This window comes from Alkalilimnicola ehrlichii (assembly GCF_003399765.1).
GTDB lineage: Bacteria > Pseudomonadota > Gammaproteobacteria > Nitrococcales > AK92 > AK92.
The window spans coordinates 417680-441682 of record NZ_NFZV01000001.1 but is presented as its reverse complement, the minus strand read 5'-3'; the positions used below and the strand labels follow the sequence as shown (position 1 = coordinate 441682).

At 58.6% G+C, this 24003-nt stretch carries 22 protein-coding genes and 2 pseudogenes; 14 read left to right on the top strand and 10 right to left on the bottom strand.

What is annotated here, in order from left to right; translation table 11 throughout:
* Nucleotides 1-2: 2 nt before the first annotated feature.
* Nucleotides 3-1295: a glutamate-1-semialdehyde 2,1-aminomutase gene (hemL, locus tag CAI21_RS02220; protein WP_404840845.1), complete on the bottom strand. Its 1293-nt coding sequence runs from the start codon at nt 1293-1295 to the stop codon at nt 3-5.
* Between the two features lie 41 nt (nt 1296-1336).
* A pseudogene (thiE, locus tag CAI21_RS02215) lies at nt 1337-1995 on the bottom strand (thiamine phosphate synthase).
* Nucleotides 1996-2096: 101 nt separating this feature from the next.
* On the opposite strand from thiE, the gene CAI21_RS02210 reads away from it, so the two are divergent.
* Entirely contained in the window at nt 2097-2267 is a 171-nt protein-coding gene (locus CAI21_RS02210; RefSeq protein WP_116300760.1) for a rubredoxin, read from the top strand.
* A gap of 111 nt (nt 2268-2378) precedes the next feature.
* Here the strand turns inward: CAI21_RS02210 and CAI21_RS02205 are convergent, their stop codons facing one another.
* Together CAI21_RS02205 and cpdA are read right to left on the bottom strand one after the other, a co-directional pair.
* Entirely contained in the window at nt 2379-3377 is a 999-nt protein-coding gene (locus tag CAI21_RS02205) for a hypothetical protein (protein ID WP_116300759.1), read from the bottom strand.
* Between the two features lie 381 nt (nt 3378-3758).
* Nucleotides 3759-4562, bottom strand: a complete 804-nt coding sequence (cpdA, locus tag CAI21_RS02200; RefSeq protein ID WP_220347724.1) for a 3',5'-cyclic-AMP phosphodiesterase — start codon at nt 4560-4562, stop codon at nt 3759-3761.
* Between the two features lie 411 nt (nt 4563-4973).
* Here cpdA and CAI21_RS02195 point away from each other — a divergent pair, with 411 nt between their 5' ends.
* Both CAI21_RS02195 and CAI21_RS24545 read left to right on the top strand, forming a co-directional pair.
* Nucleotides 4974-5651, top strand: a complete 678-nt coding sequence (locus CAI21_RS02195) for an O-methyltransferase (protein ID WP_116300758.1) — start codon at nt 4974-4976, stop codon at nt 5649-5651.
* Between the two features lie 12 nt (nt 5652-5663).
* Nucleotides 5664-6065 (top strand): tetratricopeptide repeat protein, encoded by a 402-nt coding sequence (locus CAI21_RS24545; RefSeq protein WP_258867905.1) that lies wholly within the window; start codon nt 5664-5666, stop codon nt 6063-6065.
* On the opposite strand, the gene argA is transcribed toward CAI21_RS24545, so the two are convergent.
* The 4 genes from argA to CAI21_RS02175 all read right to left on the bottom strand — a co-directional run bounded on the left by argA (nt 6052) and on the right by CAI21_RS02175 (nt 9405).
* On the bottom strand, nt 6052-7371 hold the full coding sequence (argA, locus tag CAI21_RS02185; RefSeq protein WP_116300757.1) for an amino-acid N-acetyltransferase: 1320 nt from the start codon (nt 7369-7371) through the stop codon (nt 6052-6054). The genes CAI21_RS24545 and argA overlap by 14 nt on opposite strands.
* Nucleotides 7372-7443: 72 nt before the next feature.
* Nucleotides 7444-7596 (bottom strand): hypothetical protein, encoded by a 153-nt coding sequence (locus CAI21_RS25465; protein WP_309544613.1) that lies wholly within the window; start codon nt 7594-7596, stop codon nt 7444-7446.
* Nucleotides 7597-7598: 2 nt separating this feature from the next.
* Complete coding sequence (gene argE / locus CAI21_RS02180) at nt 7599-8618, bottom strand: acetylornithine deacetylase (RefSeq protein WP_309544614.1); 1020 nt, start codon at nt 8616-8618, stop codon at nt 7599-7601.
* 136 nt (nt 8619-8754) lie between these two features.
* Complete coding sequence (locus CAI21_RS02175) at nt 8755-9405, bottom strand: TIGR04211 family SH3 domain-containing protein (protein ID WP_116300756.1); 651 nt, start codon at nt 9403-9405, stop codon at nt 8755-8757.
* A 182-nt stretch (nt 9406-9587) separates the two neighbouring features.
* On the opposite strand from CAI21_RS02175, the gene CAI21_RS26225 reads away from it, so the two are divergent.
* From CAI21_RS26225 to CAI21_RS02150, 6 genes are all read left to right on the top strand, one after another.
* A complete protein-coding gene (locus CAI21_RS26225; protein ID WP_472974020.1) occupies nt 9588-10268 on the top strand; it encodes a class I SAM-dependent rRNA methyltransferase in 681 nt (226 codons plus the stop codon).
* Complete coding sequence (locus CAI21_RS26220) at nt 10202-10792, top strand: class I SAM-dependent rRNA methyltransferase (RefSeq protein WP_472974022.1); 591 nt, start codon at nt 10202-10204, stop codon at nt 10790-10792. The genes CAI21_RS26225 and CAI21_RS26220 overlap by 67 nt, the downstream gene beginning before the upstream one ends.
* A 133-nt stretch (nt 10793-10925) precedes the next feature.
* On the top strand, nt 10926-11741 hold the full coding sequence (gene lgt, locus CAI21_RS02165; protein WP_116300755.1) for a prolipoprotein diacylglyceryl transferase: 816 nt from the start codon (nt 10926-10928) through the stop codon (nt 11739-11741).
* Nucleotides 11742-11751: 10 nt separating this feature from the next.
* A complete protein-coding gene (locus tag CAI21_RS02160) occupies nt 11752-12546 on the top strand; it encodes a thymidylate synthase (protein ID WP_116300754.1) in 795 nt (264 codons plus the stop codon).
* 63 nt (nt 12547-12609) lie between these two features.
* Nucleotides 12610-13116 carry a dihydrofolate reductase gene (locus tag CAI21_RS02155; protein ID WP_116300753.1) on the top strand — a complete coding sequence of 169 codons (507 nt, stop codon included), beginning with the start codon at nt 12610-12612 and terminating at the stop codon, nt 13114-13116.
* A 383-nt stretch (nt 13117-13499) separates the two neighbouring features.
* Entirely contained in the window at nt 13500-14660 is a 1161-nt protein-coding gene (locus tag CAI21_RS02150; RefSeq protein WP_116300752.1) for a porin, read from the top strand.
* A 280-nt stretch (nt 14661-14940) separates the two neighbouring features.
* Here CAI21_RS02150 and rho read toward each other — a convergent pair whose 3' ends face one another.
* A complete protein-coding gene (rho, locus tag CAI21_RS02145) occupies nt 14941-16197 on the bottom strand; it encodes a transcription termination factor Rho (protein WP_116300751.1) in 1257 nt (418 codons plus the stop codon).
* 191 nt (nt 16198-16388) lie between these two features.
* A complete protein-coding gene (gene trxA / locus CAI21_RS02140) occupies nt 16389-16715 on the bottom strand; it encodes a thioredoxin TrxA (RefSeq protein WP_116300750.1) in 327 nt (108 codons plus the stop codon).
* A 320-nt stretch (nt 16716-17035) separates the two neighbouring features.
* Here trxA and gspC point away from each other — a divergent pair, with 320 nt between their 5' ends.
* The 5 genes and pseudogenes from gspC to gspG all read left to right on the top strand — a co-directional run bounded on the left by gspC (nt 17036) and on the right by gspG (nt 23990).
* Nucleotides 17036-17932, top strand: coding sequence for a type II secretion system protein GspC (gene gspC / locus CAI21_RS02135; protein WP_181919220.1), 897 nt, complete (start codon nt 17036-17038; stop codon nt 17930-17932).
* 562 nt (nt 17933-18494) lie between these two features.
* Nucleotides 18495-20450 carry a type II secretion system secretin GspD gene (gspD, locus tag CAI21_RS02130; RefSeq protein WP_116300748.1) on the top strand — a complete coding sequence of 652 codons (1956 nt, stop codon included), beginning with the start codon at nt 18495-18497 and terminating at the stop codon, nt 20448-20450.
* Between the two features lie 39 nt (nt 20451-20489).
* Nucleotides 20490-22003: pseudogene (gspE, locus tag CAI21_RS02125) on the top strand (type II secretion system ATPase GspE).
* A 112-nt stretch (nt 22004-22115) separates the two neighbouring features.
* Complete coding sequence (gene gspF, locus CAI21_RS02120) at nt 22116-23330, top strand: type II secretion system inner membrane protein GspF (protein WP_116300747.1); 1215 nt, start codon at nt 22116-22118, stop codon at nt 23328-23330.
* 210 nt (nt 23331-23540) lie between these two features.
* A complete protein-coding gene (gene gspG, locus CAI21_RS02115) occupies nt 23541-23990 on the top strand; it encodes a type II secretion system major pseudopilin GspG (protein WP_116300746.1) in 450 nt (149 codons plus the stop codon).
* Nucleotides 23991-24003 lie beyond the last annotated feature (13 nt).

Here is a 24003-nt window from a genome sequence, read left to right as displayed (position 1 = left end):
GCTCAGCCATTCAGCGCCGAAAAAGCCTTCTCGGCTGCCGCCAAGGTATAGTCAATGGCTTCGGCATCGTGAGCGGTCGATACGAACCCGGCCTCGAAAGCCGACGGCGCGAGGTAAACGCCGGCTTCCAGCATGGCGTGGAAAAAACGCTTGAAGGCATCGGTATCGCTGGCAACGACCTGCCGATAACTGCTAACGGTAACTTCGTTGGTGAAGAACAAACCGAACATGCTACCGACTTCGTTCACCACCACCGAAACACCCGCCTTGGCCGCCGCCATCCGCAAGCCTTCGGCCAGCTTATGGGTACGACTCTCCAAAGCTTCGAAAACACCCGGCTCGGATAGTAACTGTAGCGTGGTCAATCCGGCAGCCATCGCGAGCGGATTTCCCGACAAGGTGCCGGCCTGGTACACCGGGCCTAAAGGCGCGAGCTGCTCCATAATCTCCCGCCGCCCTCCGAAAGCACCGACCGGCATGCCGCCGCCGACAACTTTACCCAAGCACGTCAAGTCGGGCTTGACGTTGTAGCGAGCCTGGGCGCCTCCCAAAGCAGCCCGAAAACCGCTCATCACCTCGTCAAAGATCAACACGCTACCATACTGATCACACAACGCGCGCAAACCTTCGAGAAAACCCGGCGCCGGTGGAATGCAATTCATATTACCGGCGACCGGCTCGACGATAACCGCAGCAATTTGATCGCCCAGCTCGTTAAACGCCTCGCGTACCGAATCTAAATCGTTGTAAACAGCGGTGAGCGTATCAGCCGTTGCCGCTGCCGGAACACCGGCGGAACTCGGCACCCCGAGCGTCAATGCGCCGGAACCCGCCTTCACCAACAACGGATCGGCATGACCGTGATAACAGCCTTCGAATTTCAGTATTTTGTCGCGGCCGGTATAGCCCCGAGCGACGCGCAATGCGCTCATTGTCGCTTCCGTCCCGGAATTAACCATCCGAACCAGTTCAAGCGAGGGAACAAGCTCCTTCAGCAGTTCGGCCATACGGATTTCGATCTCCGTCGGGGCGCCGAAGCTTAACCCCTTGGCAGCAGCCTGCTGAACCGCCTCGACGACTTCCTGCCGTGCATGCCCCAGCACAGCCGGCCCCCAGGTGTTGACGTAATCGATATAGCGCCGTCCGTCGGCATCGTACAGGTAAGGGCCTTCGCCACGTTCGAAGAACACCGGGCTGCCGCCTACCGAACCAAACGCTCTTACCGGCGAATTCACTCCGCCGGCAATGGAGAACTGAGCCTGTTCAAATAATCGCTGTGATACTGTCATGACCAACCCGTGTCCTTCTCTTGACAATTTACTCGCCGAACATTGTATCAAGGCCGTGCCTTGTTCGCGCCCGCCACCGCCTGCGCGATCATCCTCGCCGCCGCAGCGCTCTCGCGCGCGCTGCAGACGGCACTGATGACAGCCACCGCATCGGCGCCGGCCTCTATCAAAAGGGCGGCGTTATCGGCGTTAATCCCGCCGATGGCGACCAGGGGCAATGCAAGGTGCCGCCTAGCCTCTGTCAACAGTTCCGGCGGGGGCTTCGGCGCGTACGGCTTTACCTGGGAAGGGAAGAAACTCCCGAACGCAACATAGTCGGCCCCCCAGCCGCCGCTTCTTGAGCCCGCGCCAAGGAGTCATAGCAGGAAACGCCGACGATGGCTTCAGGCCCTAACAGCGTGCGGGCTTGCGCTAACGAGGCATCGCCCTTACCCACATGCACACCATCGGCGCCCACGACAGCCGCCAACTCGACGTCGTCGTTAATCAAAAGCGGCACCCCGTGAGAGCGGCACACGGCAAGAATGGCCTTTGCCTCACGTTGACGCCGAGTACGGTCGTCGCCCTTATCCCGATACTGGATAAGCTGCGCACCGCCTCCGATAACGGCCTCGACAAAGGCGGCCAAAGCACGGTGATCGCCCACCGCGGCGTCAGTCAAAACGTACAAACCGGCGATGGTAGACCGGCGAATCGTGTTTGCCATTACGCTCCCCGTTGCATAGCATCCCTTTCCCGACTCCCCTTGAGTCGGTAAAGTTGCCCCACTATACGGTCGCGACAGCGTCAAATGAAGCGGTGAAGATAATGGAATATAAGTCTTACATGTGCGTCATCTGCGGTTGGATTTACGAGGAGGAACAGGGGTTGCCGGAGGAAGGCATCGCACCAGGCACCCGCTGGGAAGACATCCCGGCCAATTTCGTTTGCCCAGAGTGCGACGCAGGAAAAGAAGACTTCGAAATGATCGAAATTTAGGGCGCGGCGAGACGGAGCGTCTTTCCGGCTGGGCGCGGCCCGCCCCTAGGCGACTAACGACTAGCCAGGGCGGGCCGCGCTAGCAAAGAGCCGGAAGCGACAAAACAGCCGCTATAAGATAACCAGCGCCACCGTCGATAGAGCCACCGCAGCCACTACCGCACCTACCGCGATGAGAAGCGACCGCTTAAAACGGCCCGACTGCGCCTTAACGGGCCTTTCCCGCACCGGCGCTTTCAAGACGGGCAATTCGTCCCGTACCGGTGCAGATTTCCTAAGTTTCGGCTCGGCGGTAGTTTTCGGAGCGATCGCGGCCGCCGCCTTAGGTGCGGCAGGCAGGGCTTCCTTCTTCGGCGACGCTTGGGTAGCGGCCACAGCCCCCAAACCGAAAGAACTATCGCCCTCCAATAACAGAAACTCGTCCGATAACTGGCCTTCGATCTGAGCCGCATGCAAAGAAGGCGGACTACTATCGAGCAGACCGACACTGCGATCTTTACCCGACCTGTTACCTACAGACGTTTCCGGCTTTTTCGCGACAGCGGTGCCCGCCTCTTGCACCCCTGAGCGAGTTGAGCGCGGCGAGGACGCGGGCCGCTGGGCCTGCAACTCCCGCCGCAATTGGCTGACAGTCTCTGTCAGCCGCAAATTCCGCTCGCGCTCAGACGCCAACAGACGACGACTTTTATTGAGTTCCTCCTCGGTACGCGCAAGCTCCTCCTCAGCCATCCGCCAGGAGGATTTGGCAGCCGCGAGCACACGGTCGACCTCGCTGCGGGTTTTCTCCCGCCCGGCCTCTTCCAGCCGCTTTAAGTGCCGACCGGCTTCCTGATATTTGCGCCTCACCCGTTCGGCTTCCGAACGCGCGCTCTCCAGCTCGCGCATCAGCTCGGCAATTTTCTCATCGGCCCGCCGTCGCTGCGCCGAAGCTTCGGCCTCTTGCCGTAGCTGGTCTTGCTTCGCCTGTTGACGGGCCGTGTCTAAGCGGCCGTTCCAGTACGCGCGCTCATCCTCCAATTGCTGGCGCAGAGCATCCAGCTCACGCCGGAGTTTGATCACGTCCATACTGTGGACACCTTCCCGCGCCCCAAGGCCTTTTGCTACCGCCATAACCCCCGCCCTCTTACTGCTAGCCTTCCGGACTAAAACGCGACAAAACCTCAGCATTCGTGCCGCAGACTTGCACACAAAGAGAATTCACAAAACCTGAGAAAGCGCCGACACGCCCCCTGGCACGCCGGACGTTCGGCCAAACGATCCGCCCGCCCCACAGTATCGTCTGATTTTTCTAGCAAAACCAGCTCATTAGCCCTGTTGGACTATTACAGGCAGCGTGACTAGGATAACCAACCGTCACAAGAAAAACACCAGAAAAAAGGGCGAACTTATACACCCACCCTCTACGGACCGAGAAGGGGACAGCGACGCCTAAGGAAGGGGGCGGCCATTGACGGGCCAAGCAAGCAACAACGATCGCTTGAACGGTAGCCCTTAATAGCCGCTACATTGCAAGTCTATGCTAGAGGGAAGTCCGGCAAGGCGTTCTACCGCGGTTTCCATACGGCCGTCGGCATACAGACGCAACCACCGATAACCCGGCGGCACATCGTCAAGCGCAAAGTCCTGTTGCCGCGGCTTAAACTGAATACACGTGGAAGGGCTGGCCAATAAATGCACGCCTTTTCTTTCGGATGCAAAATCCTGGTGAATATGCCCCCAGACGACGGCTCTCACGTGAGGAAAGCGGTCCAGCACAGCGAAAAAAGCCTCGGCATTATCTACGCCGATAGGATCGATCCAGCGGCAAGCTACCGACACCGGGTGATGATGCAGACACACAACGGCATGATGCTCGGGATGCGCAGCCAAACACTCTTCCAAAGCGACCAGCTCGCGTTCGGCTAGATGGCCTCCAGGGCTACCTGCAATCGTCGAATCCAGCATAATAAACTGCCAATCGCCGAGCAGATAATTTCGACGCCAGCTCACCAAGCCGCTGCGAAACACGTCTCGCATAACCGCAGTATCGTCGTGATTACCCGGTATGACCAATGTCGGCACGCCGAACATTTCGAAACGTGCCTTAAAACGATCGTACGCGGCAAACGAGCCGTCTTGGCTTAGGTCGCCGGTAGCTAAAATCAGGTCTGCCGGCCAGGCCTGATCCTCCAACAACTTCGCCAGCACTTCCTCGTAAGTAAGCTGGGTGTCGACGCCCGCCAACGCATGCCCAGCTCCCTCGTAAAGGTGCATGTCCGTGATCTGAAGAACGTTAATAAAAGCCCCGGCAGCCACCCGGCCCCCTAAGTTTTTGGTATGCTTCGGCGAAGTAAATTTGTTGTCATTCGGTTACGATTCAACGGTTCCGATTACCGCCGCAGGGATTCACCATATTTAACGAACCAACGAACGCCTCTTTACCCTTCCGCACAGAGCGCTGTGCCCCACACACATTGATAAGCCCGCAACGTCAATGAAGAGGTAAAGGAAGCGTAAGATGTTCCGATATTGGTACGCTGGCGACTGAACCGCATCAATTCGGCAAATGTACGGAGCGAAAAGCGAATAGCCCTTTTCACACCGCTAATGCAGGCTGAAAATGCAGTCCAATCCCCCCTGTTACGGATGGCTAGTATGCCCTAACATAGCACCAATTTCTGCCGGCACAGTCACACCTTCATCATCCGACTCAGAGCAGTGAATACGATGACGAACAAAACCTTACAATTAGCACCGGAAGTACAAGAGTATCTACTGGCTCATTCGCTGCGCGAGCCGGAATTATTGGCCCGGCTTCGAGCCGAAACGGCGACGCTGCCGCAAGCGCGAATGCAGATCGCCCCGGAACAGGGCCAGTTCATGGCGCTGCTGGTACGCCTCATCGGCGCCCGCAAGGCTTTGGAGATCGGCTCGTTTACGGGTTACAGCGCGTTGTGCACCGTGCTCGCCATGCCCAGCAACGGCCGCCTTATCGCCTGCGATACCAGCGAAGAATGGACCGCTATCGCCCAACGCTATTGGCAGGAAGCCGGCGTTCGCGACCGCATCGACCTGCGTCTCGCGCCGGCCACCGAGACGCTGGACAAGCTGCTTGTACAAGGAGAGGCGGATAGTTTCGATTTTGTGTTCATCGATGCGGACAAACAGAACTACACTACGTACTATGATTACGCCCTGAAGCTGCTGCGACCCGGCGGCCTGATAGCCATAGACAACGTGCTATGGTCGGGGCAAGTGGCCGATCCTGAGGACCAAAAGCCGGGAACACGGGCTATTCGCGACTTTAACGCCCGCTTAAAAGACGATGCACGGGTCGATTTAAGCATGGTGCCGATCGCCGACGGGCTTACCTTGGCCCGCAAGCGAGAAACCCATTCCGCATAAGCAGGAGGCTTTGTGTTGTTACGCAAATTCAAGCGCACGCTACTTATAGCCGTCATAGCAACGGCGGCCCTAGCCAGCGGTTGCGCAAGTTTTGGCGATCGAACGTCGCCACAATTCGATGAAGCCCGCAATGCTTGGCTGGCCGCCGATTACGAGCGCGCCTTGCCTTTGATGCGCGCCGAGGCGCAGGAGGGCAACCCGGACGCGCAGTACGCGCTTGGCTATATGTACTTCAACGGCCAAGGCGTCGAACCGGACTTGGACGAAGCCATGGAGTGGATTCGCCGGGCAGCCGAACAAGGACACCGCCCGGCACTAGAGGCGCTGACACAATTGGCTGCCATCGGAGCCCGCAAGCCGACGACCGCCGAGGATCGCCCGCAGGAACCTGAAGACGACGCTACAGGTTCTTGAGAAAAGCTTTCGAATTACGCTTGTAGTTATACAGCTCGCGGCGGGCGACGGGTAATTGATCCAAGCCCGTCGTGCTGTAGCCCCGCTCTTGGAACCAGTGCGCGGTCCGCGTCGTTAACACGAATACTTGCGCCAAGCCCTGGCTACGCGCCTGCCGCTCGACCTGTTTAAGCAGTAACTCGGCGCGGCCGTGGCGCTGATAATCCGGGTGCACGGCCACGCAAGCCACCTCCCCCATCATCTCCGCCCGGTGCGGATAAAGGGCGGCACAGGCAACGATCATTCCGTCGCGCTCGAGCACGGTGAAGTGCTCGATCTCGGTTTCCAGCAGCTCCCGGGAGCGGCGCACTAATACGCCATCTTGCTCTAACGGCCGAATCAGCTCCAGCACCCCGCCGACATCGTCCAAGGTCGCTCGCCGAGTGGTTTCGAACGGGTTGGCAGTAAGCAAAGTACCTACGCCGTCGCGAGTAAACAGCTCCAACAACAAGGCGCCGTCTTGCCTGCCGTCGAGGAGGTGCACCCGCGGCACGCCGCCCCTACACGCATCGATCGCACCTTGCCATAAACGCCCAAGCTCCGCGGGTAGCGCATCCCGCAGTCGCGCCAACTGCGCTTCCGCCTCCGCCACGGTCAACTCCCGCCAAGGCTCGCCGCGATCGTCTTTCAGCGGCTCTCTTTCTAGCAGGAACAAAAGCTTGTCGGCGTTCAATTCGCGCGCGACGGCGAAAGCAACATCTTCCGCGTAAAGATTAAATACCTCGCCGGTAGGCGAATAGCCTAATGGCGATACCAACACCACAGCCCCGCTGTCCAAGCGTTCGCGAATCGCCTGCTCATCGACGCGACGGACTTCGCCGGTATGCTCGTAATCGACGCCGTCGCGCACCCCCAAGGGCCGAGCGGCGACAAAATTACCGGACGCCACCTGCATACGAAACCCTGCCATCGGAGAGTTCGCCACGCCCATCGACAACAGCGCCTCAATCTCCACACGGACGCTGCCGACCGCTTCTTTCACGCAAGCCAGTGCCGCTTCGTCGGTGATGCGCAAGCCATTAACGTAGCGAATTTCGGCCCCGCGCTCCTGCAAACGGCGCTCGACCTGCGGACGCGCGCCCGGCACCAGGACCAGGCGCACGCCCAGGCTGGATAACAAGGCCAGATCATGCACGAGGTTGGGAAAACTCGGCGCGGCCACCGCCTCGCCGCTGAAAGCGACCACAAAGGTGCGTTCGCGGTGGGCATTAATATACGGCGAACTCTGCCGAAACCACCGCACGTAATCGCTACTATCCAACACGATTCCCCTTATTCAAACGGCGTCGTCGCTGCCGTATCGTTATTCGTTATAACCGCGCTATCGAAGAGTCGCTTCTTATCGCGCACCGTCACTTTCGGGCCTCAGACAAAACTCCCGCACCAATGCTCGCAGCAGGTCGACGGTAGGCCTTAGTCGGTCCACGCGCAAGAACTCGTCGGGCTGATGGGCCTGCTCGATATCGCCCGGCCCAAGCACAATCGTATCCATGCCTAATTGTTGAAAAAAGGCGCTTCGGTGCCGAACGCAACGGCGCCGGCGGCGCTGCCCGTCAAGCGCTCGGCAGCCCGCACGATATCGGCGTCGGCTGCCGTCCGCATCGGCGGTAAACCAGGGAATAAGGAACGCAACTCCACCTGCCACGGCCCGTCGCCCAGGGCTTGCTGTAAACGCTGGCGAAGTTCGGCTCGCAATTCCTCTAGCGACATACCCGGCAACGGACGGATATCGATATGCAACTCGGCCTCGGCACAAATCCGGTTTGGATTATCGCCGCCATGTATGTGCCCAAGATTCAACGTCGGCTGAGGTACCGCAAAAGCAGGCTCCTGGTAACGCTCGACCAACTCGCTGCGCCACGCTTGCAGCATATTCAATACGCGCGTCATCCCCTCCAGCGCATTAACGCCCAGCGCAGGATCGCTAGAATGCCCCGAGCGACCGACGACTCGGATTGCCTCCATCATCACGCCTTTATGCATACGTTGCGGCCGCAAACCGGTCGGCTCCCCGATCACCGCGTGGCGGCCGAAGCGCCGCCCGGCGTCGATCAGGGCTTTGGCGCCCGTCATACCGCTTTCTTCATCCGCGGTGGCTAGAATGACTAGCGGTTGCTGCAAGTCCTCGGCGCGCAGATCTCGTACAGCATCGATCGCCAGCGCTAAGAAGCTTTTCATGTCGCTGGTACCGAGCCCATATAAACGACCGTCCCGCTCGCTCAACCGGAAAGGGTCCGAACGCCACCCTTGCTCATCGTAGGGGACGGTGTCGGTGTGCCCAGCCAATACCAAACCACCCTCGCCACGCCCTAATACAGCGATTAAGTTCGCCTTATCGGAAGCGCCGGGCACCGGCTGTATCTCGCAACCGAAGCCAAGCCCTTCCAACCACTCCGCCAAGCGCTCGACGACGGCTCGATTCCCCTGGTCGAACTTCGGACTCACGCTGCTAACCGAAGGAATCGCAATCAGCTCGGCGATCATCTGCATCAACGCTGGCGGCTGCTTGGACATAGGCTTTCCTCGTTAACCGTGCCGGCAAATCTCAAAAAGACGCGGACTTATCCGCCCTCATCATCCAAAAACCAGGTTCTCAAAACAAACATGCCGGCAAAAGCCGGCATGTTAAAACTATTTGCTTGGCTTTCGCTTACAGGCGGTCCCAACTGGAACGGCGTCGCCAACGAATACGCGGCAGAATGATGCCGAGCAGCATACCGCCCACCAACACGCCGGCCCCGGCGACAAACCAATCCTGGCGACTCCGATCGGACAAGCGGTTAATCTCGGCATCGCGATCCTGGATCTCCCGCCGCAGATCGACGATGTCTTTCTTCAGCTCGCGGTTCTCGTCGAACAGCTCAAGCCCCCGCGCCGCATCGCCTAATTGCTCCGTCAGGCGCTCATTCTCGCGGGTCAACTCGGCAATCTGCTCCTGCGCGGTCGCCAACGCATCGCTTTCGCCCGAGAGCTGTTGGCGCAGATCGGCTAACTGCTGGCGTGCTTGATCGCGCTGACTGGTGGCCTGCTGAAGGCGCTGGCGAGCGCTTGGCGTGTTAACAACATAGCGGGACTGCAACCAGCCTTCGTCGCCGGTGCTCAACCGTACAAAAGCCCAATCGCCTTGCGACTCGACAACTTGCAACGGCGTCCCCGCATTGATGAAACGGACGATCCGGTGCTGCATGGTCGGCCCCGAACGCAGATCGACTTGCAGCTCGTCCGAGACGTACCTGGTTTGCTGGGCAAACAATGGTTGTGCCGAAAACAGCAAGACTAATAAAACAATCCAATATCTCACCTGAAGAAGACTCCGCTTGCAGCTCGAAAGGCAACTCGATCATACCCGGCGGCCTCGCGCGACCTGTTCGTCAGGCGGCGCCCCCGCCAGGCTCATTCAGGTACAATCAAGAGTTCGATAAACGATTGATTGTAGCCCAAGCGCCACTATCGCGGAATATTACGATTCGGGAGATGAGACAAATGCACGACCCAATACCCCACCTCCAGCTAAAACGAGGCGAAGAACGCCGTCTGCGCGGAGGCCATCTGTGGGTATTCAGCAACGAAGTGGACACGGAGAAAACCCCGCTAAAGCCCCTTCAACCCGGTCAGGCCGTGATATTGTGCGACAGCCGCGGCAAAACGATCGGCTCGGCATACGCTAATCCGCACTCTTTGATTTGTGCCCGCCTGGTAAGCCGCGATAGCCGCCACCTGCTGAACGAATCGCTTCTGGTTCACCGACTCAAGGTGGCGCTGGCGCTGCGGGAGCGCCTTTACCCCGAACCTTATTACCGCCTGGTCTACGGCGAAAGCGACGGCTTGCCGGGGCTGGTGATCGACCGTTTCGATAATCTGTGCGTCGTGCAAATCAACACCGCCGGCATGGAAGCGGTTAAAGACGAACTCGTGGTCGCGCTGCAACGGGTCGTAAAGCCCTCCCACATTTTAATCCGTGCCGATAGCAGCATGCGTGAGCTGGAGGGGCTTGAACGCTATGCGGAATGGATAGGCGGCGCAGGCCCCGAAACGTTAAACGTCAACGAAAACGGCGGCCGCTTCGTTGCCCCCACCACCGGCGGCCAAAAAACCGGCTGGTATTTCGACCACCGCGCCAACCGCGCCGCCCTCGCCAAGTACGTGCGCGCGCCCGGGTGCTAGACGTGTTTAGCTACGTCGGCGCCTGGGGCATACAGGCGCTGCTCGCCGGCGCCGACAGTGCCATGTGCATCGACAGCTCGGAACAAGCGTTAGATTACGCACATCGCAACGCGGAATTAAACGAGGTAAGCGAACGCTTCGCAACGGTGGAGGGCGACGCCTTCGCCGCACTTAAGGAGCTGCGCGAAGCGCGCGAACGCTTCGACGTTGTCGTCGTCGACCCTCCGGCTTTTATCAAACGGCGGCGCGACTTCAAAGCCGGCCTACGTGCTTATCACCAACTCAACCAGCTCGCCATCCAACTTCTCAACAAAGACGGCATACTGGTATCGGCATCCTGCTCGGCTCACCTCGGCGAAAAGGATCTGATACAGGCGGTTCTCTCAAGCGCCCGCCATCTCGACCGCAGCGCACAGCTAATCGAAATCGGCCACCAAGGGCCGGACCACCCCATTCACCCGGCAATTCCGGAAACGCGGTACCTAAAGAGCGTGACGGCCCGAATCCTTCCGGCCAGCTTTTAGCGCACCGCGCTCCCTTCCTCGAAGCGAGGAAGGGAGCGCGGCAATGGCAACGCTTCACAAACTACGGCTATCGCGTTGTTCTTGTAAAAGGTAAAGTGGAAGTCTTCTCCAACCCCGTTTATAGTCGCTGGCTATGCTGACATATCCCGATATCGATCCTGTTGCCTTTCAAATCGGCCCGTTCGCGGTCCATTGGTACGGCCTCATGTACGCGGTCGGCTTTTTTGCCGCCTGGTTTTTGGGCCGAATACGAGCGCGCCGCGCCGATACCCCGATCGCCGTCCAGCAGATGGACGACCTCGTCCTCTATGGCGCACTGGGCGCGATCATCGGCGGCCGGGTCGGTTACGTGTTCGTCTACGACTTTGCGGCCTTCCTAGCCAATCCGTTGTATCTCTTCCAGATCTGGCAAGGCGGCATGTCCTTCCACGGCGGACTGATCGGCGGCTTACTGGCGTTTTGGCTGTTTGCCCACCGCCACAAGTTGAATTACCTATCCCTGCTCGACTTCGTTGCCCCCCTGGCTCCGTTCGGACTCGGGGCCGGGCGCCTGGGCAACTTCATTAACGGAGAGCTCTGGGGCAAACCGACCGATCTGCCCTGGGGCATGGTTTATCCGCCGCTTGGCGAGATGGCCCGCCACCCTTCGCAGCTTTACCAAATGGTACTGGAGGGGGTGATCTTATTCGGCGCCGTCTGGTGGTTCTCCAGCAAACCGCGCGCCCGTGGCTCGGTGGCCGGCCTGTTCCTTGCCGGCTACGGCAGCTTCCGCTTCCTCGTCGAATTTGCCCGCATGCCGGATGCCCATATCGGCTATCTCGCCTTCGGCTGGCTGACCATGGGGCAGATTTTGTCGCTACCGATGATTATCGCCGGGGTAGCACTGATCGCATGGGCCTATCGCGATAAGCTCAGCGGCGGCACGGCAGGAACAGAGAGCAAAGGATAGAGGCTAATCGATGCAGCAATATCTCGACCTGATGCGGCACGTGCGCGAAAACGGCGTACGCAAGGAAGACCGCACCGGCACCGGCACCCTATCCGTATTCGGGCATCAAATGCGCTTCGATTTGAGCGAGGGGTTCCCGGTGGTCACCACCAAGAAACTCCACCTGCGCTCGATTATTCACGAATTACTCTGGTTCCTACAGGGCGAGAGCAACATTCGCTATTTAAAGGAAAACGGCGTCAGCATCTGGGACGAATGGGCCGCGGCCGATGGCGAGCTGGGCCCGGTCTACGGCGTTCAATGGCGCTCCTGGCCGCGCCCCGATGGCAACAGCATCGACCAGATAAGCGAGCTTATCGAGCAGATCAAGCGCAACCCGGATAGCCGCCGCCTGATCGTCAGCGCCTGGAACGTCGCCGACATCGAGCGCATGGCACTGCCGCCATGCCATACGCTGTTCCAGTTTTACGTCGCCGAGGGCAAACTCTCGTGCCAGTTGTATCAGCGCAGCGGCGATATCTTTTTAGGCGTGCCGTTCAACATCGCCTCCTACGCGCTTCTGACACTAATGATCGCCCAAGTCACGAATCTGCAACCGGGCGAGTTCGTTCACACGCTTGGCGATGCCCACCTCTACCTCAACCACCTCGAACAAGCCGACTTACAGCTTAGCCGGGAGCCTTTACCGCTACCTACGATGCGGTTGAATCCCCAGGTAAGGGATATCTTCGATTTTCGTTACGAAGACTTTGAGCTGGTCGACTACCAATATCATCCTCATATCAAAGCGCCGGTCGCCGTCTAGCAGGCTTAACCGGCTCCGGCTCGCGTTGTATTGCGCAATGCTTGATGCATAGGGACAAATTCGATGGCCAAACAACCGACAGTCTCCTTCATCGTCGCGATGACCGACGATCGCGTGATCGGCCGCGGTAACGATCTGCCCTGGCACATTCCCGACGATTTGGCGCACTTCAAACGCATCACCTTGGGCAAGCCTATCATCATGGGGCGCCGTACCTATGACTCCATCGGCCGCCCTTTACCGAAGCGACATAACATTGTCGTCACCCGCGACCCGCAATTTCATGCCGACGGTTGCACCATCGTCCACACGCCGGAAAGCGCTCTGTTTGCCGCCGGCGATGTCGACGAGGTCATGGTGATCGGCGGTTCGGGGATGTTTGAAGCCTTTCTACCACTCGCCGACCAACTGTATTTGACCATTGTGCACGCCGAAATAGAAGGCGACACCTTCTTTCCCCGTCTCAATGAGGAAGAATGGCTGGAAATGGATCGGAATGAGCACGGCCCGGGCCCCGGCTCACCGCACCCGCTGAGCTTCATCACCTACAAGCGTGCGAAAACAAGTTGATAATATTAATAAGAACAAGAGCATGCGCAACACCAAAGGGCGAACCCCAAGCTTCCGAAGCACAGACACGGAATGTAACACCTGCCGATATCGTCCCCCACACTCAATAAGCAGCCCGTAAAATGCTGCGTTGCACGAAGACAACAACTGTAGCAAGCCGGCTCTCCAGCGGTTGATTTCGCTAAACACCTGTAGTAGAACAGCACTAGCTGTAACGAAAATGCAGCGTCGCATACCACGATGTTGCATAAAAACAACAGCTGAGAGAAAAAGGCAGTAGACTGCCATCGGCTTGCGAAGGCCGAGATCCGGAGGAGACCATCTCAATAGGATCACCCTTCGCACAACAATAACGAAGCTTTTCCTAAAGGGGATCAAAGTCCATGAAGAAAGCGACTTCCGCACTGGCGCTGGCTGCCCTGTTGGCCGCTCCTGGCATTCATGCCAGCCAAGTAGAATTCGGTGGCGACCTGCAAGTTACCGGTTTCACCGCTAACGGCGAAGGCTTCGCCGCTGCTGGCCAGGACGACTGGGACGACTACGGCGGGTTCCAACAGTTGTTGCGCCTGAGCGCCAACTTCCAGAACGAAGACGGCGTGCAGGTCGTGACCCGCATGAACCTGGCCAACAACACCTGGAGCGGCCACGAAGGCACCGGCAACGTTGACGACAACCAGGTTGCCTCGCAAAGCAACAACCAAGTTAGCCTCGACCTCGGCTACGTTCAGATCCCGCTCGCCAATGGCCTCCTGCGCGTCGGTCGCCAGGAAACCAGCTGGGCCCACTGCTTGGTCGCCTGCGACGAGCGCCGCGACCGCATCCTGTACAGCACCCGCGTTGGCGGCTTCCAGGTCAATGCATTCTACGACAAAGCTTCCATAGAGGACGTTAACGTAGATGGCGACCAGGACAACTATCAACTAGCTGTCATCGGCATGCTGCCGGGCAACCTCCTTGGCGGCCTGCTCTTTATCCACTCCCGCTACGGGGACGACTTCGCTAACCCCGCACTCGCTGGAGAAGATGTAAACACGATCACGCCGTACATTGACGGCAACGTCGGTGGCGTTGACCTGAAAGCAGCTTTCGTGTTCCAGACCTTCAGCTCCGACTTTATCGACGACGACCGTATGGCCGCCTTTGTGCGCGCCGGTTACGATCTCGGTGTTGCCAACATTGAAGGCCAGGTTTACTGGGCTGATCAGTACTCGGCAAATTCCGGCTTCGATAGCTTCTCCAGCCTGATCAACAACAGCCCGCGCGGCAACGTCAACCCGGTTAGCTTCGCCAGCTTAGACCCGCTTGGCGATGAAGTCGTTGGGTTCGCCGCTCGCGTTTCCACGGAAGTCGCTGACGGATTCAGGCTCGTTGCCGCTGCCGGTCTGTATGACTTCGATGCGCTTGACGACGACGTCACCTTCTTCGACCTGCAGGCGCACTATCAGCTGACCCCGTCCACCTCCACCTGGGCCACCTTCGGCTGGGCTGACGACGGTGACGAAGACGTGATCGGCGCTACCCTGAACGTTCGCACCACCTTCTAAGGCGGTCTTAACGTTTAGATACCAAAAGGGCGCTTCGGCGCCCTTTTTTATGCCTGCACCTTGTTGGTGTGGGATAAGCAAAAGAGAAATAACGCGGCCAGCGAAAGCCTACTCGGCCCTATTTTCGAAGGGCAGCCGCTTGTTGGGGAATCGCTGGGCCTGACGGCCCAACAGGCCCACGTCTCGTGGAAGACAGCCTAACCGGGAAAACAAGGAAAGAAGAACCGACACCCGCAGGCGTAACGGCAATGCCGCCACGCCTCACGGCAGCCTGTCGCGCTTAGCGCTTCATCGAGTCGAAGAACTCGTTGTTGGTCTTGGTGTCTTTCAGCTTGTCGAGCAGGAACTCGATCGCGGCCAATTCGTCCATCGGGTGCAGCAGCTTGCGGAGAATCCACACCTTCTGCAACTCGTCGGGCTTCATCAACAGCTCTTCGCGACGGGTACCAGAGCGATTAATGTTAATCGCCGGATAAATCCGCTTCTCGGCGATGCGACGATCCAAGTGCAGCTCCATGTTACCAGTGCCCTTGAATTCCTCGTAAATCACATCGTCCATCCGCGAGCCGGTTTCCACCAGCGCGGTTGCTAGAATGGTAAGACTTCCGCCTTCCTCGATGTTACGCGCCGCGCCGAAAAAGCGCTTCGGCCGATGCAGAGCGTTAGCGTCGACGCCGCCGGTCAGCACCTTACCGGAAGACGGCACCACCGTGTTGTAAGCCCGCGCAAGGCGCGTGATGGAATCCAGCAGAATCACCACATCGCGCTTGTGCTCTACCAAGCGCTTGGCCTTCTCGATCACCATCTCGGCAACCTGCACGTGGCGGCTGGCGGGCTCGTCGAACGTACTGGAGACAACCTCGCCGCGCACGGAGCGCGCCATCTCGGTGACTTCCTCTGGCCGCTCGTCAATCAGCAGCACGATGAGATAACACTCAGGATGGTTCGCCGTAATGCTTTGCGCGATATTTTGCAGCATCATCGTTTTACCCGCCTTGGGCGGCGAAACGATCAGGCCGCGCTGGCCCTTACCGATCGGCGAGGTAAGGTCGATGACCCGTGCGGTAATGTCTTCCGTACTGCCGTTACCGCGCTCCATCATCAGGCGCTCGCGGGTAAACAGCGGCGTCAGGTTTTCGAACAGAACCTTATTTTTCGCCTGCTCCGGCTTTTCGTAGTTAATCTCGTTGACTTTCAGCAGCGCAAAGTAGCGCTCGCCTTCTTTCGGCGGCCGAATCTTGCCGGCCACTGTGTCGCCGGTGCGCAAACTGAAACGACGGATCTGACTGGGCGAGACGTAGATATCGTCCGGACCGGCCAAGTACGAGCTGTCCGCCGAGCGGAGGAAGCCGAAACCGTCCTGGAGGATCTCCAGCACGCCGTCGCCGTAAATATCTTCACCGTTTTTCGCATGCGCCTTCAGGATGGCAAAGATGACATCCTGCTTACGCGATCTCGCCATGCCTTCGATCTTGAAGGATTGAGCGATCTCGATAAGCTCCGAGGCAGGCTTCTGTTTTAGTTCCGTCAGGTTCATGTTCGTAGGTTTCGTCAGGATGGAATATAAAGAGGGAATAGCGCGGCGATCGCCTCAGTCCGACCATACAGCCGATTGGAGGGTGTGCGCCTACTACTTATTAGGATCAAGGATCAATTAGCTAGCTTTGGGTCTCAATAACAAAAAGCAAGGCGACCGCACAGCCAATTGACCGGCGGCCGCACCGACCGTTATAGGTTGCTGTCGATAAATGCCGCAAGCTGCGACTTTGACAGCGCCCCCACTTTAGTGGCTTCAACCCCGCCGTTTTTAAACAGCATCAAGGTTGGGATACCGCGGATACCGTACTTAGGCGGCGTTTCCGGATTCTCGTCAATGTTCAATTTAACAACTTTCAACCGACCTGCATAATCTTTCGATACCTCATCGAGGATCGGCGAGATCATTTTGCAAGGGCCACACCACTCAGCCCAATAATCGACCAACACAGGCTCGCTGGCCTTTAGGACTTCGTTCTCAAACGTGGCGTCGCTGGCGTGGACGATGTTGTCGCTCACGATTTTGTGCCTCCAACTATCTTAAAGCTCAATAGTGTCTAAACTAAAGGTGGGTAACGGATATGACCAGAGTGCGATGAACTTTTTAGGCTCGCTATCAGCGGAAACAACTGTGGGGAAGCGTGAGGGCGAGCGCAACGCGCATAATTAGGACAAACATTAGCGATACGACGGGGAACTGTCAATGCCTACACTTGTCTATGCTCCTACAAAAGTTGCGGTTGCAAGTGCTTCATGTCCTTCATTAAGCTTTATAGACAAACATTTATAAGCAAATCACGAAGCTCAACATCTACTTTTTGGCCGGCCGGTTGTATCACGTGAAATATAGTATTGCGACTCTCAATCAAGCATTACAGCCCCAGGTGCTCGACCGGCTGGCACTTGCTGCCGCCGTGTTGTTAGTGATTCTTCTTGGCCACGGCCTCGCCAACTTTACCTGGTCGGTTATTCCGCAGTCGCGGGAAGCCGCACCGCCACCGCAGCCGATAGCCGCCTCTGCGACCGAACAGCGCCCGGCAGGGAACGACTACCGGCGGCTTGCCTCGATCAGCCTGTTCGGCGAGGCGAGCCCGGACGACGTGGCGACCGCCCCTATCGAGGCGCCGGACACGCGGCTAAACCTCACCCTGCGCGGCATATTGTTTAATTCCAACCCCGACCAAGCGCGCGCCATCATCGCCGCCCCAGGACGCGCGGACGAGCATTATCGGGTCGGGCAGGAGATTAGCCGCGGCGTACAGATCGATCGGATTTTAGCCGACCGCGTCATTCTCCGACGCGACGGTCAATACGAAACGCTCCGCCTGCCGGAGGATCGACTCGATGACGTGGCGAGCGCCCCCCCGACGCCGAGGCAACCCAGCCGCGCCCAGTCGCGTTCGCCTTCGCAAGCGTCGACCGCCGATACCCAAGACCTGAACCGCTACCGACGCGAGCTACTGGAGCGCCCGGACCAAGCTCAGCGCTACCTGCGCGCCGAGCCGGTTAACACCGACAGCGGCATGCAAGGCTTTCGTATTCAGCCCGGCTCAGACGCTCGCTTGTTCGAAATGGCCGGCCTGGAACCCGGCGATGTGGTTACCGCCATCAATGACGTACAGCTAGATCAGATGGACAAGGCTTTTCTAGCCTTGGAAGAACTGGCAGGCTCCGGTGACATAACCTTGCGAGTTAATAGGGGCGGCCGGGAACAAACGGTCCGCATCCAGTTCTAACGCGGCGGCGGCAGTTGCGACGGGCCGCCGTCAGAAGCGGCACCTATTCACCATGGCGTATATGTGGGGGGAAGCCTTATCGAAGGCGATATGCGGCGTTAGCGAAACCGCACGGCCTTATAGTCGTGCCTCATTAAGCGCAGCGCCATACCGACACCTGCACAGGCATTATGTACCGACGGAATTACATGCTATAGGTGCCGTACTCAATCGCGTAATATCTCCCTGTCATCCTCCTCGGCGCAAAATGCGATAGCGCTTATACAGCAGCCTGGGAGCAGATTTCGGCAAAACAAAATACTAAAGTGGTGCAATAAGCTACTTTTATAGTTTGTGACACGGCTGACAACGACATTGCGCGATGAAGTTGAAGAATCAGTCCACCCAGGGGTGGTTGAACTATAAGCGAGGAGAGCATAATGCATAGCGCCACGAGTAGCTTAGGCGGCAGTTGCTGCGGCGTGACGCGGCGGCATCGCACCGAAGCTTATCGTCAGTCTGACCCGATGGGAGTTGTTGAGCAATTCCGGGCAACCGGTAAACAATCACAAGGCAGTAACCGATGACCTTTCAGCGCTACTTTAAGGAGGCCGCGCTGCGCCCTACGCGTGTGCTTATCGCCACTCTCTTGGCGTTTGCGATCGTGGTAGCCAGCCCGAGCCAGGCTCAGGAAGAAATCACGCTGAACCTAAAAGGGGCGGATATCAGTGCGTTGATCAACACCGTTTCGGAAGTAACGGGCCGGAACTTTATTGTCGATCCGCGCGTACGCGCCCAAGTCACGGTTGTATCGCGCAGGCCGATGGAGGCCGACGAACTCTACCGCGTCTTCCTTTCCATTTTACAGGTGCATGGTTTCTCGGCCATCGACGAGGGCGAAATCACCAAGATCATCCCGGACGTCAATGCCAAGCAAATGGGCGCCCCGATTGGGGGAGGCGAAGGCGACGAGGTTGTAACCCAGGTCATTACCGTCGAAAACGTCCCGGTGGCACAACTGGTCCCTATCTTACGGCCCCTGGTTCCCCAGCAAGGCCACTTGGCCGCGTATCCGCCGACCAACGCCCTGATCATCTCCGATCGCGCGGCCAACATTAGCCGGATGACACAGTTGGTTCGTCGCATCGACCGCGCCAGCGACGACGAAGTCGAAGTCGTACGGCTTGAACATGCTTCCGCCGGCGAGCTGGCACGCATGATCGCCAGCCTTCAGCAACAACAGCAGCAGGGCCTTGGCGATGGCGCCCGGGCGCCGGCACGGATTGTCGCCGACGAGCGTTCGAACAGCCTGCTCATTAGCGGCGATCAAGCCTCCCGCACCCGAATTCGAGCGTTGATTGCGCACCTTGACACCCCGCTGGAGGATACCGGCGACACACGGGTGATTTACCTGCGCTATGCGCGAGCGGCCGACTTAGCGCCGGTTATTGCCGGGGTCAGCGAGAACCTGCCGGAGGCGCAGCAACAAGGCGGCGAAGGCACCACGCGGCGCCGCAGCGAAGTGAATATTCAGGCCGACGAGGCCACCAACGCACTCGTGATTACCGCACCACCGAACGTTCAGCGCTCGTTGGAGTCTATTATTCGGCAGCTTGACGTGCGGCGTGCACAAATTCTGGTGGAAGCGGCCATTGCGGAGATCTCCGGCAACCATAACCGCGAATTGGGTATCGAGACGGGTGCTTTCGACTCTCAGAACGATCTGCCGGCATTCGCTTCCTTTTTTAGCGCCCATGGCGGCGGTACGCGTAGTGCCATCAACGTCGGCCAGGGAGGCCAGATCACGCCTGGCAATATCGGCTCGGGCATGAGCATGGTGCTGGGCGATATAAGTTCCCGATATCGATTCGGGGCTTTCATTCGAGCGCTGGCGGAGGATAGTCAGACCAATATTCTGTCGACGCCTTCGATCGTCACGCTGGACAACCAGGAAGCGGAAATTCGCGTCGCGCAGAACGTACCCTTCGTCACCGGCAGCTACACCGGCGTCGGCACCGACGATATCACCAACCCGTTCCAAACCGTACAGCGGGAGGACGTTGGTGTAATCCTGAAAATCAAGCCTCAGATTAACGAAGGCGATGCGGTATTGATGGACATCGAGCAGGAGGTCTCGGACGTGGCTGCGCGCGGCGAGTTAGGCATTGAGACCAACAAACGGTCGATTCAAACGAGCATTCTGGTCGAAGACGGTCAGCTTATAGCGCTCGGCGGCCTCATTGACGACTTCGTCACCGAGCGCGAACAGCGCGTGCCGTTACTTGGCGACATTCCAGTACTCGGCAACCTATTCCGCTCTCGCGTATCGGAGACTCGAAAGCGCAACCTGATGCTTTTCCTGCAACCGACCATCATACGCGACATCAACGATGCCAACCGTTTCAGCCAACGGAAGTACAACTTCATGCGGGCCGAACAGCTAGGGCAGCGTGAGCGCGGCATATTCATGCAGCCGAAGGAAAATGCGCCGGTCCTTCCTCCTTTCGGGGAGCCCGTATTACCAGCGCCGTTTGAGTAAAAAGTGAGGGAACGAACCGTGAACGCCACGACCGAAGTTCTGCAGCAACACGACGTGCGCGAGCAGGAACCGACCACCCCCGGCCTGCGCCCGTCTTTCGGCTTCGCCAAGCGCCACGGAGTATTGGTTACCGATATCGACAAAGGGATCGCTCAAGTAATGACCCGCGGCCGGCCACGCCCGGCCGCGCTGCTAGAGCTGCGACGCACGCTGAAAATACCGTTGCACCTGACGCAGGTAGAAGAAGGCGAATTCGACCGTCTGCTACAGCAAACCTACGAAACGCAGTCCGGCGATACCATGCAAATGATGGAAGATCTGGGCGGCGATATGGATTTATCGCGGATAGCCCAGACGCTGCCCGAACCCGAAGACCTGCTCGAGAGCCAGGACGACGCGCCCATCATCCGCCTGATTAACGCTCTGCTTACCGAGGCGATCAAGAACAACGCGTCGGACGTTCATATCGAACCGTTCGAAACGCGCTTGACGGTACGCTTTCGGATTGACGGCGTGCTGCGCGAAATCCTCCAGCCCCCGCGGGTCATGGCGCCGCTACTGGTCTCGCGTATTAAGGTCATGGCGAAACTCGACATTGCCGAGAAACGCCTGCCGCAAGATGGCCGCATTTCCCTGAAAATCGCCGGCCGTGCGGTCGATGTCCGTGTCTCCACCCTGCCCTCCGGCCATGGCGAGCGGGTCGTCATGCGTTTGCTGGACAAACAAGCCGGCCGCCTCGACCTGAACCACCTCGGGATGCCGCAGGGCTTGCAGGATCACATCGACGATATTATCCACAAGCCACACGGCATCATCCTCGTTACCGGCCCCACCGGCTCCGGTAAAACGACCACCCTGTACGCGGCTCTGGCCCGGCTCAACGATAAGAGCCGCAGTATTCTTACGGTCGAAGACCCGATCGAGTATTACATCGACGGCATCGGCCAGACCCAGGTTAATACCAAAGTCGATATGAGTTTTGCTCGCGGCCTCCGCGCCATCCTCCGGCAAGACCCCGATGTCGTCATGGTCGGCGAGATTCGCGACTTGGAAACGGCCGAAATCGCGGTACAGGCTTCGTTGACTGGCCACTTGGTATTATCGACCTTGCATACCAACACCGCGGCAGGTGCCGTGACGCGCTTGCGCGACATGGGCGTCGAGCCCTTTCTCTTGTCGTCGAGTCTGGTCGGCGTTCTTGCCCAACGCCTGGTACGCAAGCTCTGCCCGCACTGCCGCAGTCCGTATCAGGCCGGCCGGGCCGACTGCGATGTCATGGGCGTCGACCCCAACAATCCGCCGACCCTATACGCGCCTAAAGGCTGCGAGCACTGCAACAACATCGGCTATAGCGGCCGTGCGGGCGTATTCGAGCTGATCGTTATCGACGAGCAAATGCGCACTATGATTCACGACGGTGTGGGCGAACAGTCCATCGAAGCGCACGCCCGGCAAAAACCCCATCGCTGCGGCACGACGGCATCCAACGCGTACTCAAAGGAGAAACGACGCTGGAGGAAGTCATGCGGGTTAGCACCGACGAAGGCCATTAACGGCCTGTCAGACCACACGACGACATTACGTTAAACCTTCTGTCAGCATTAAAAACTTAACAGCGGCCGGCTAACGAGAGCCGGCCGCTACAGGGATAGACACCGAGCAACTATGGCTGCGTTTGAATTCCAAGCCCTCGACGGGGGCGGCAAATCTCAGAACGGAGTTCTTGAGGGGGATACCGCCCGTCAAGTACGGGCTAAACTGCGCGAACGCGGCTGGATTCCGCTCGAAGTCAATGAAGTTGCCGAGAAGGAGAAGAAGCGCAGCACCATCAGCCTGGGCGGCGGCGGCGCCTCGCCGGCAGAGGTTGCCTTGCTCACCCGGCAGCTTGCGACCCTCATCGGCTCAGGGCTACCGCTGGAGGAAGCCCTGCAAGCCATAGCCCAGCAGGCCGAAAAACCCCGCTTGGGCACGATGATGGCCGCCGTCCGCTCCAAGGTCATGGAGGGCCACCCGCTTGCCGACGGTTTAGCCCTCTATCCGCGAGCTTTTAACGAAATGTACCGCGCCACCGTGGCGGCCGGCGAACAAACCGGGCATCTGGACGTTGTTCTGGAGCGCTTAGCGGATTACACGGAAGGCCGCCAACATATGCGGCAGAAGATCCAGCTGGCACTGTTTTACCCCGCCGGGCTGCTCATCGTTGCCGTGCTGGTCATCATTCTGCTGCTAACCTATGTCGTCCCCAAGATCACCGAGGTCTTCACCGATCTCAATCAGGAGCTACCCACGCTGACGCAAGCCGTTATCGCCACCAGCGATTTCCTGCGTCACCACGGCATCTGGTTAGCGCTGGCCATTGTCGGCGGCATTTTCGCCTTCAGCTACGCGATGCGCGGGCTTAAATTCCGACGCCGCATCCATCATCTGGTGCTAAAGCTTCCCCTCATCGGCCGCCTGACCCGCGGCGTGAACGCCGGCCGCTTTGCCCGCACCTTCAGCATTCTTGCCGGTAGCGGCGTACCGGTGCTGGAAGCTTTACGAATCAGCGCGCAGGTTATTTCCAACGTAGCGATGCGGGAAGCCGTGGAAGACGCCGCCTCGCAAGTGCGCGAAGGCACGAGTATTAGCCGTTCCCTGGAACGGAGTGGACAGTTCCCGGCCATGATGCTGCACTTAATCAATAGCGGCGAGGCCAGCGGTAAGCTGGAGGCGATGCTTGAACGGGCAGCCATCAACCAGGAGCGGGAGACCGAAGGCACTATTCAGTCCATATTAGCGATCTTCGAGCCTATGTTGATTTTGACGATGGGCGGCATTGTCTTGGTGATCGTGTTATCGATCCTTATGCCGATATTCGAACTTAACCAAATGGTAGGCTAACGCCCGCAGATCGTCGAGGCGATCACAAAACAAACAAGACATCGGCAACCGAAGGGGTGGCTCGCTGTCTCCTAAGGGGATGCAGATTCTTACGCAAAGCCGGCGGTTAAGGCCGCAGCCCCCGCCGGCTAACGAAGCCGGGCAACAGCCCGGCACCAAGCTCGTATTATTGTGAAACGTAGTTAACCTCAACCGGAAGAGAGACGGACGATGACGAACAATCGATCCAGACCGGCCCGCATGCGCGGCTTCACCCTCATCGAGATCATGGTGGTGGTCGTTATTCTGGCTATTCTCGGCACCTTTGCGGTGTCGAATATTTTCGACCGCCCGGATCAGGCTCGCCTGACCAAAGCGCAGCACGACATCCGGACGCTGGAAAGCGCGCTGGAGATGTATCGGATGGATAATTTCGTCTACCCCTCCAGCGACCAGGGCCTGCAAGCGTTGGTCGAGCGCCCGACCAGCTCTCCGGAGCCGCGCAATTGGCGTTCGGGCGGTTACATGCGGCAGTTACCGCAAGACCCCTGGGGCAACGCCTACGTCTACCTAGGTCCCGACGATACTGGCGGCCGCCCGGTTATCCTCTCCTACGGCGCCGACGGCCAACCGGGCGGCGACGGCGTTAACGCGGAAATCCGCAATACCAACTTGCCCTAACCGGAACGAACTG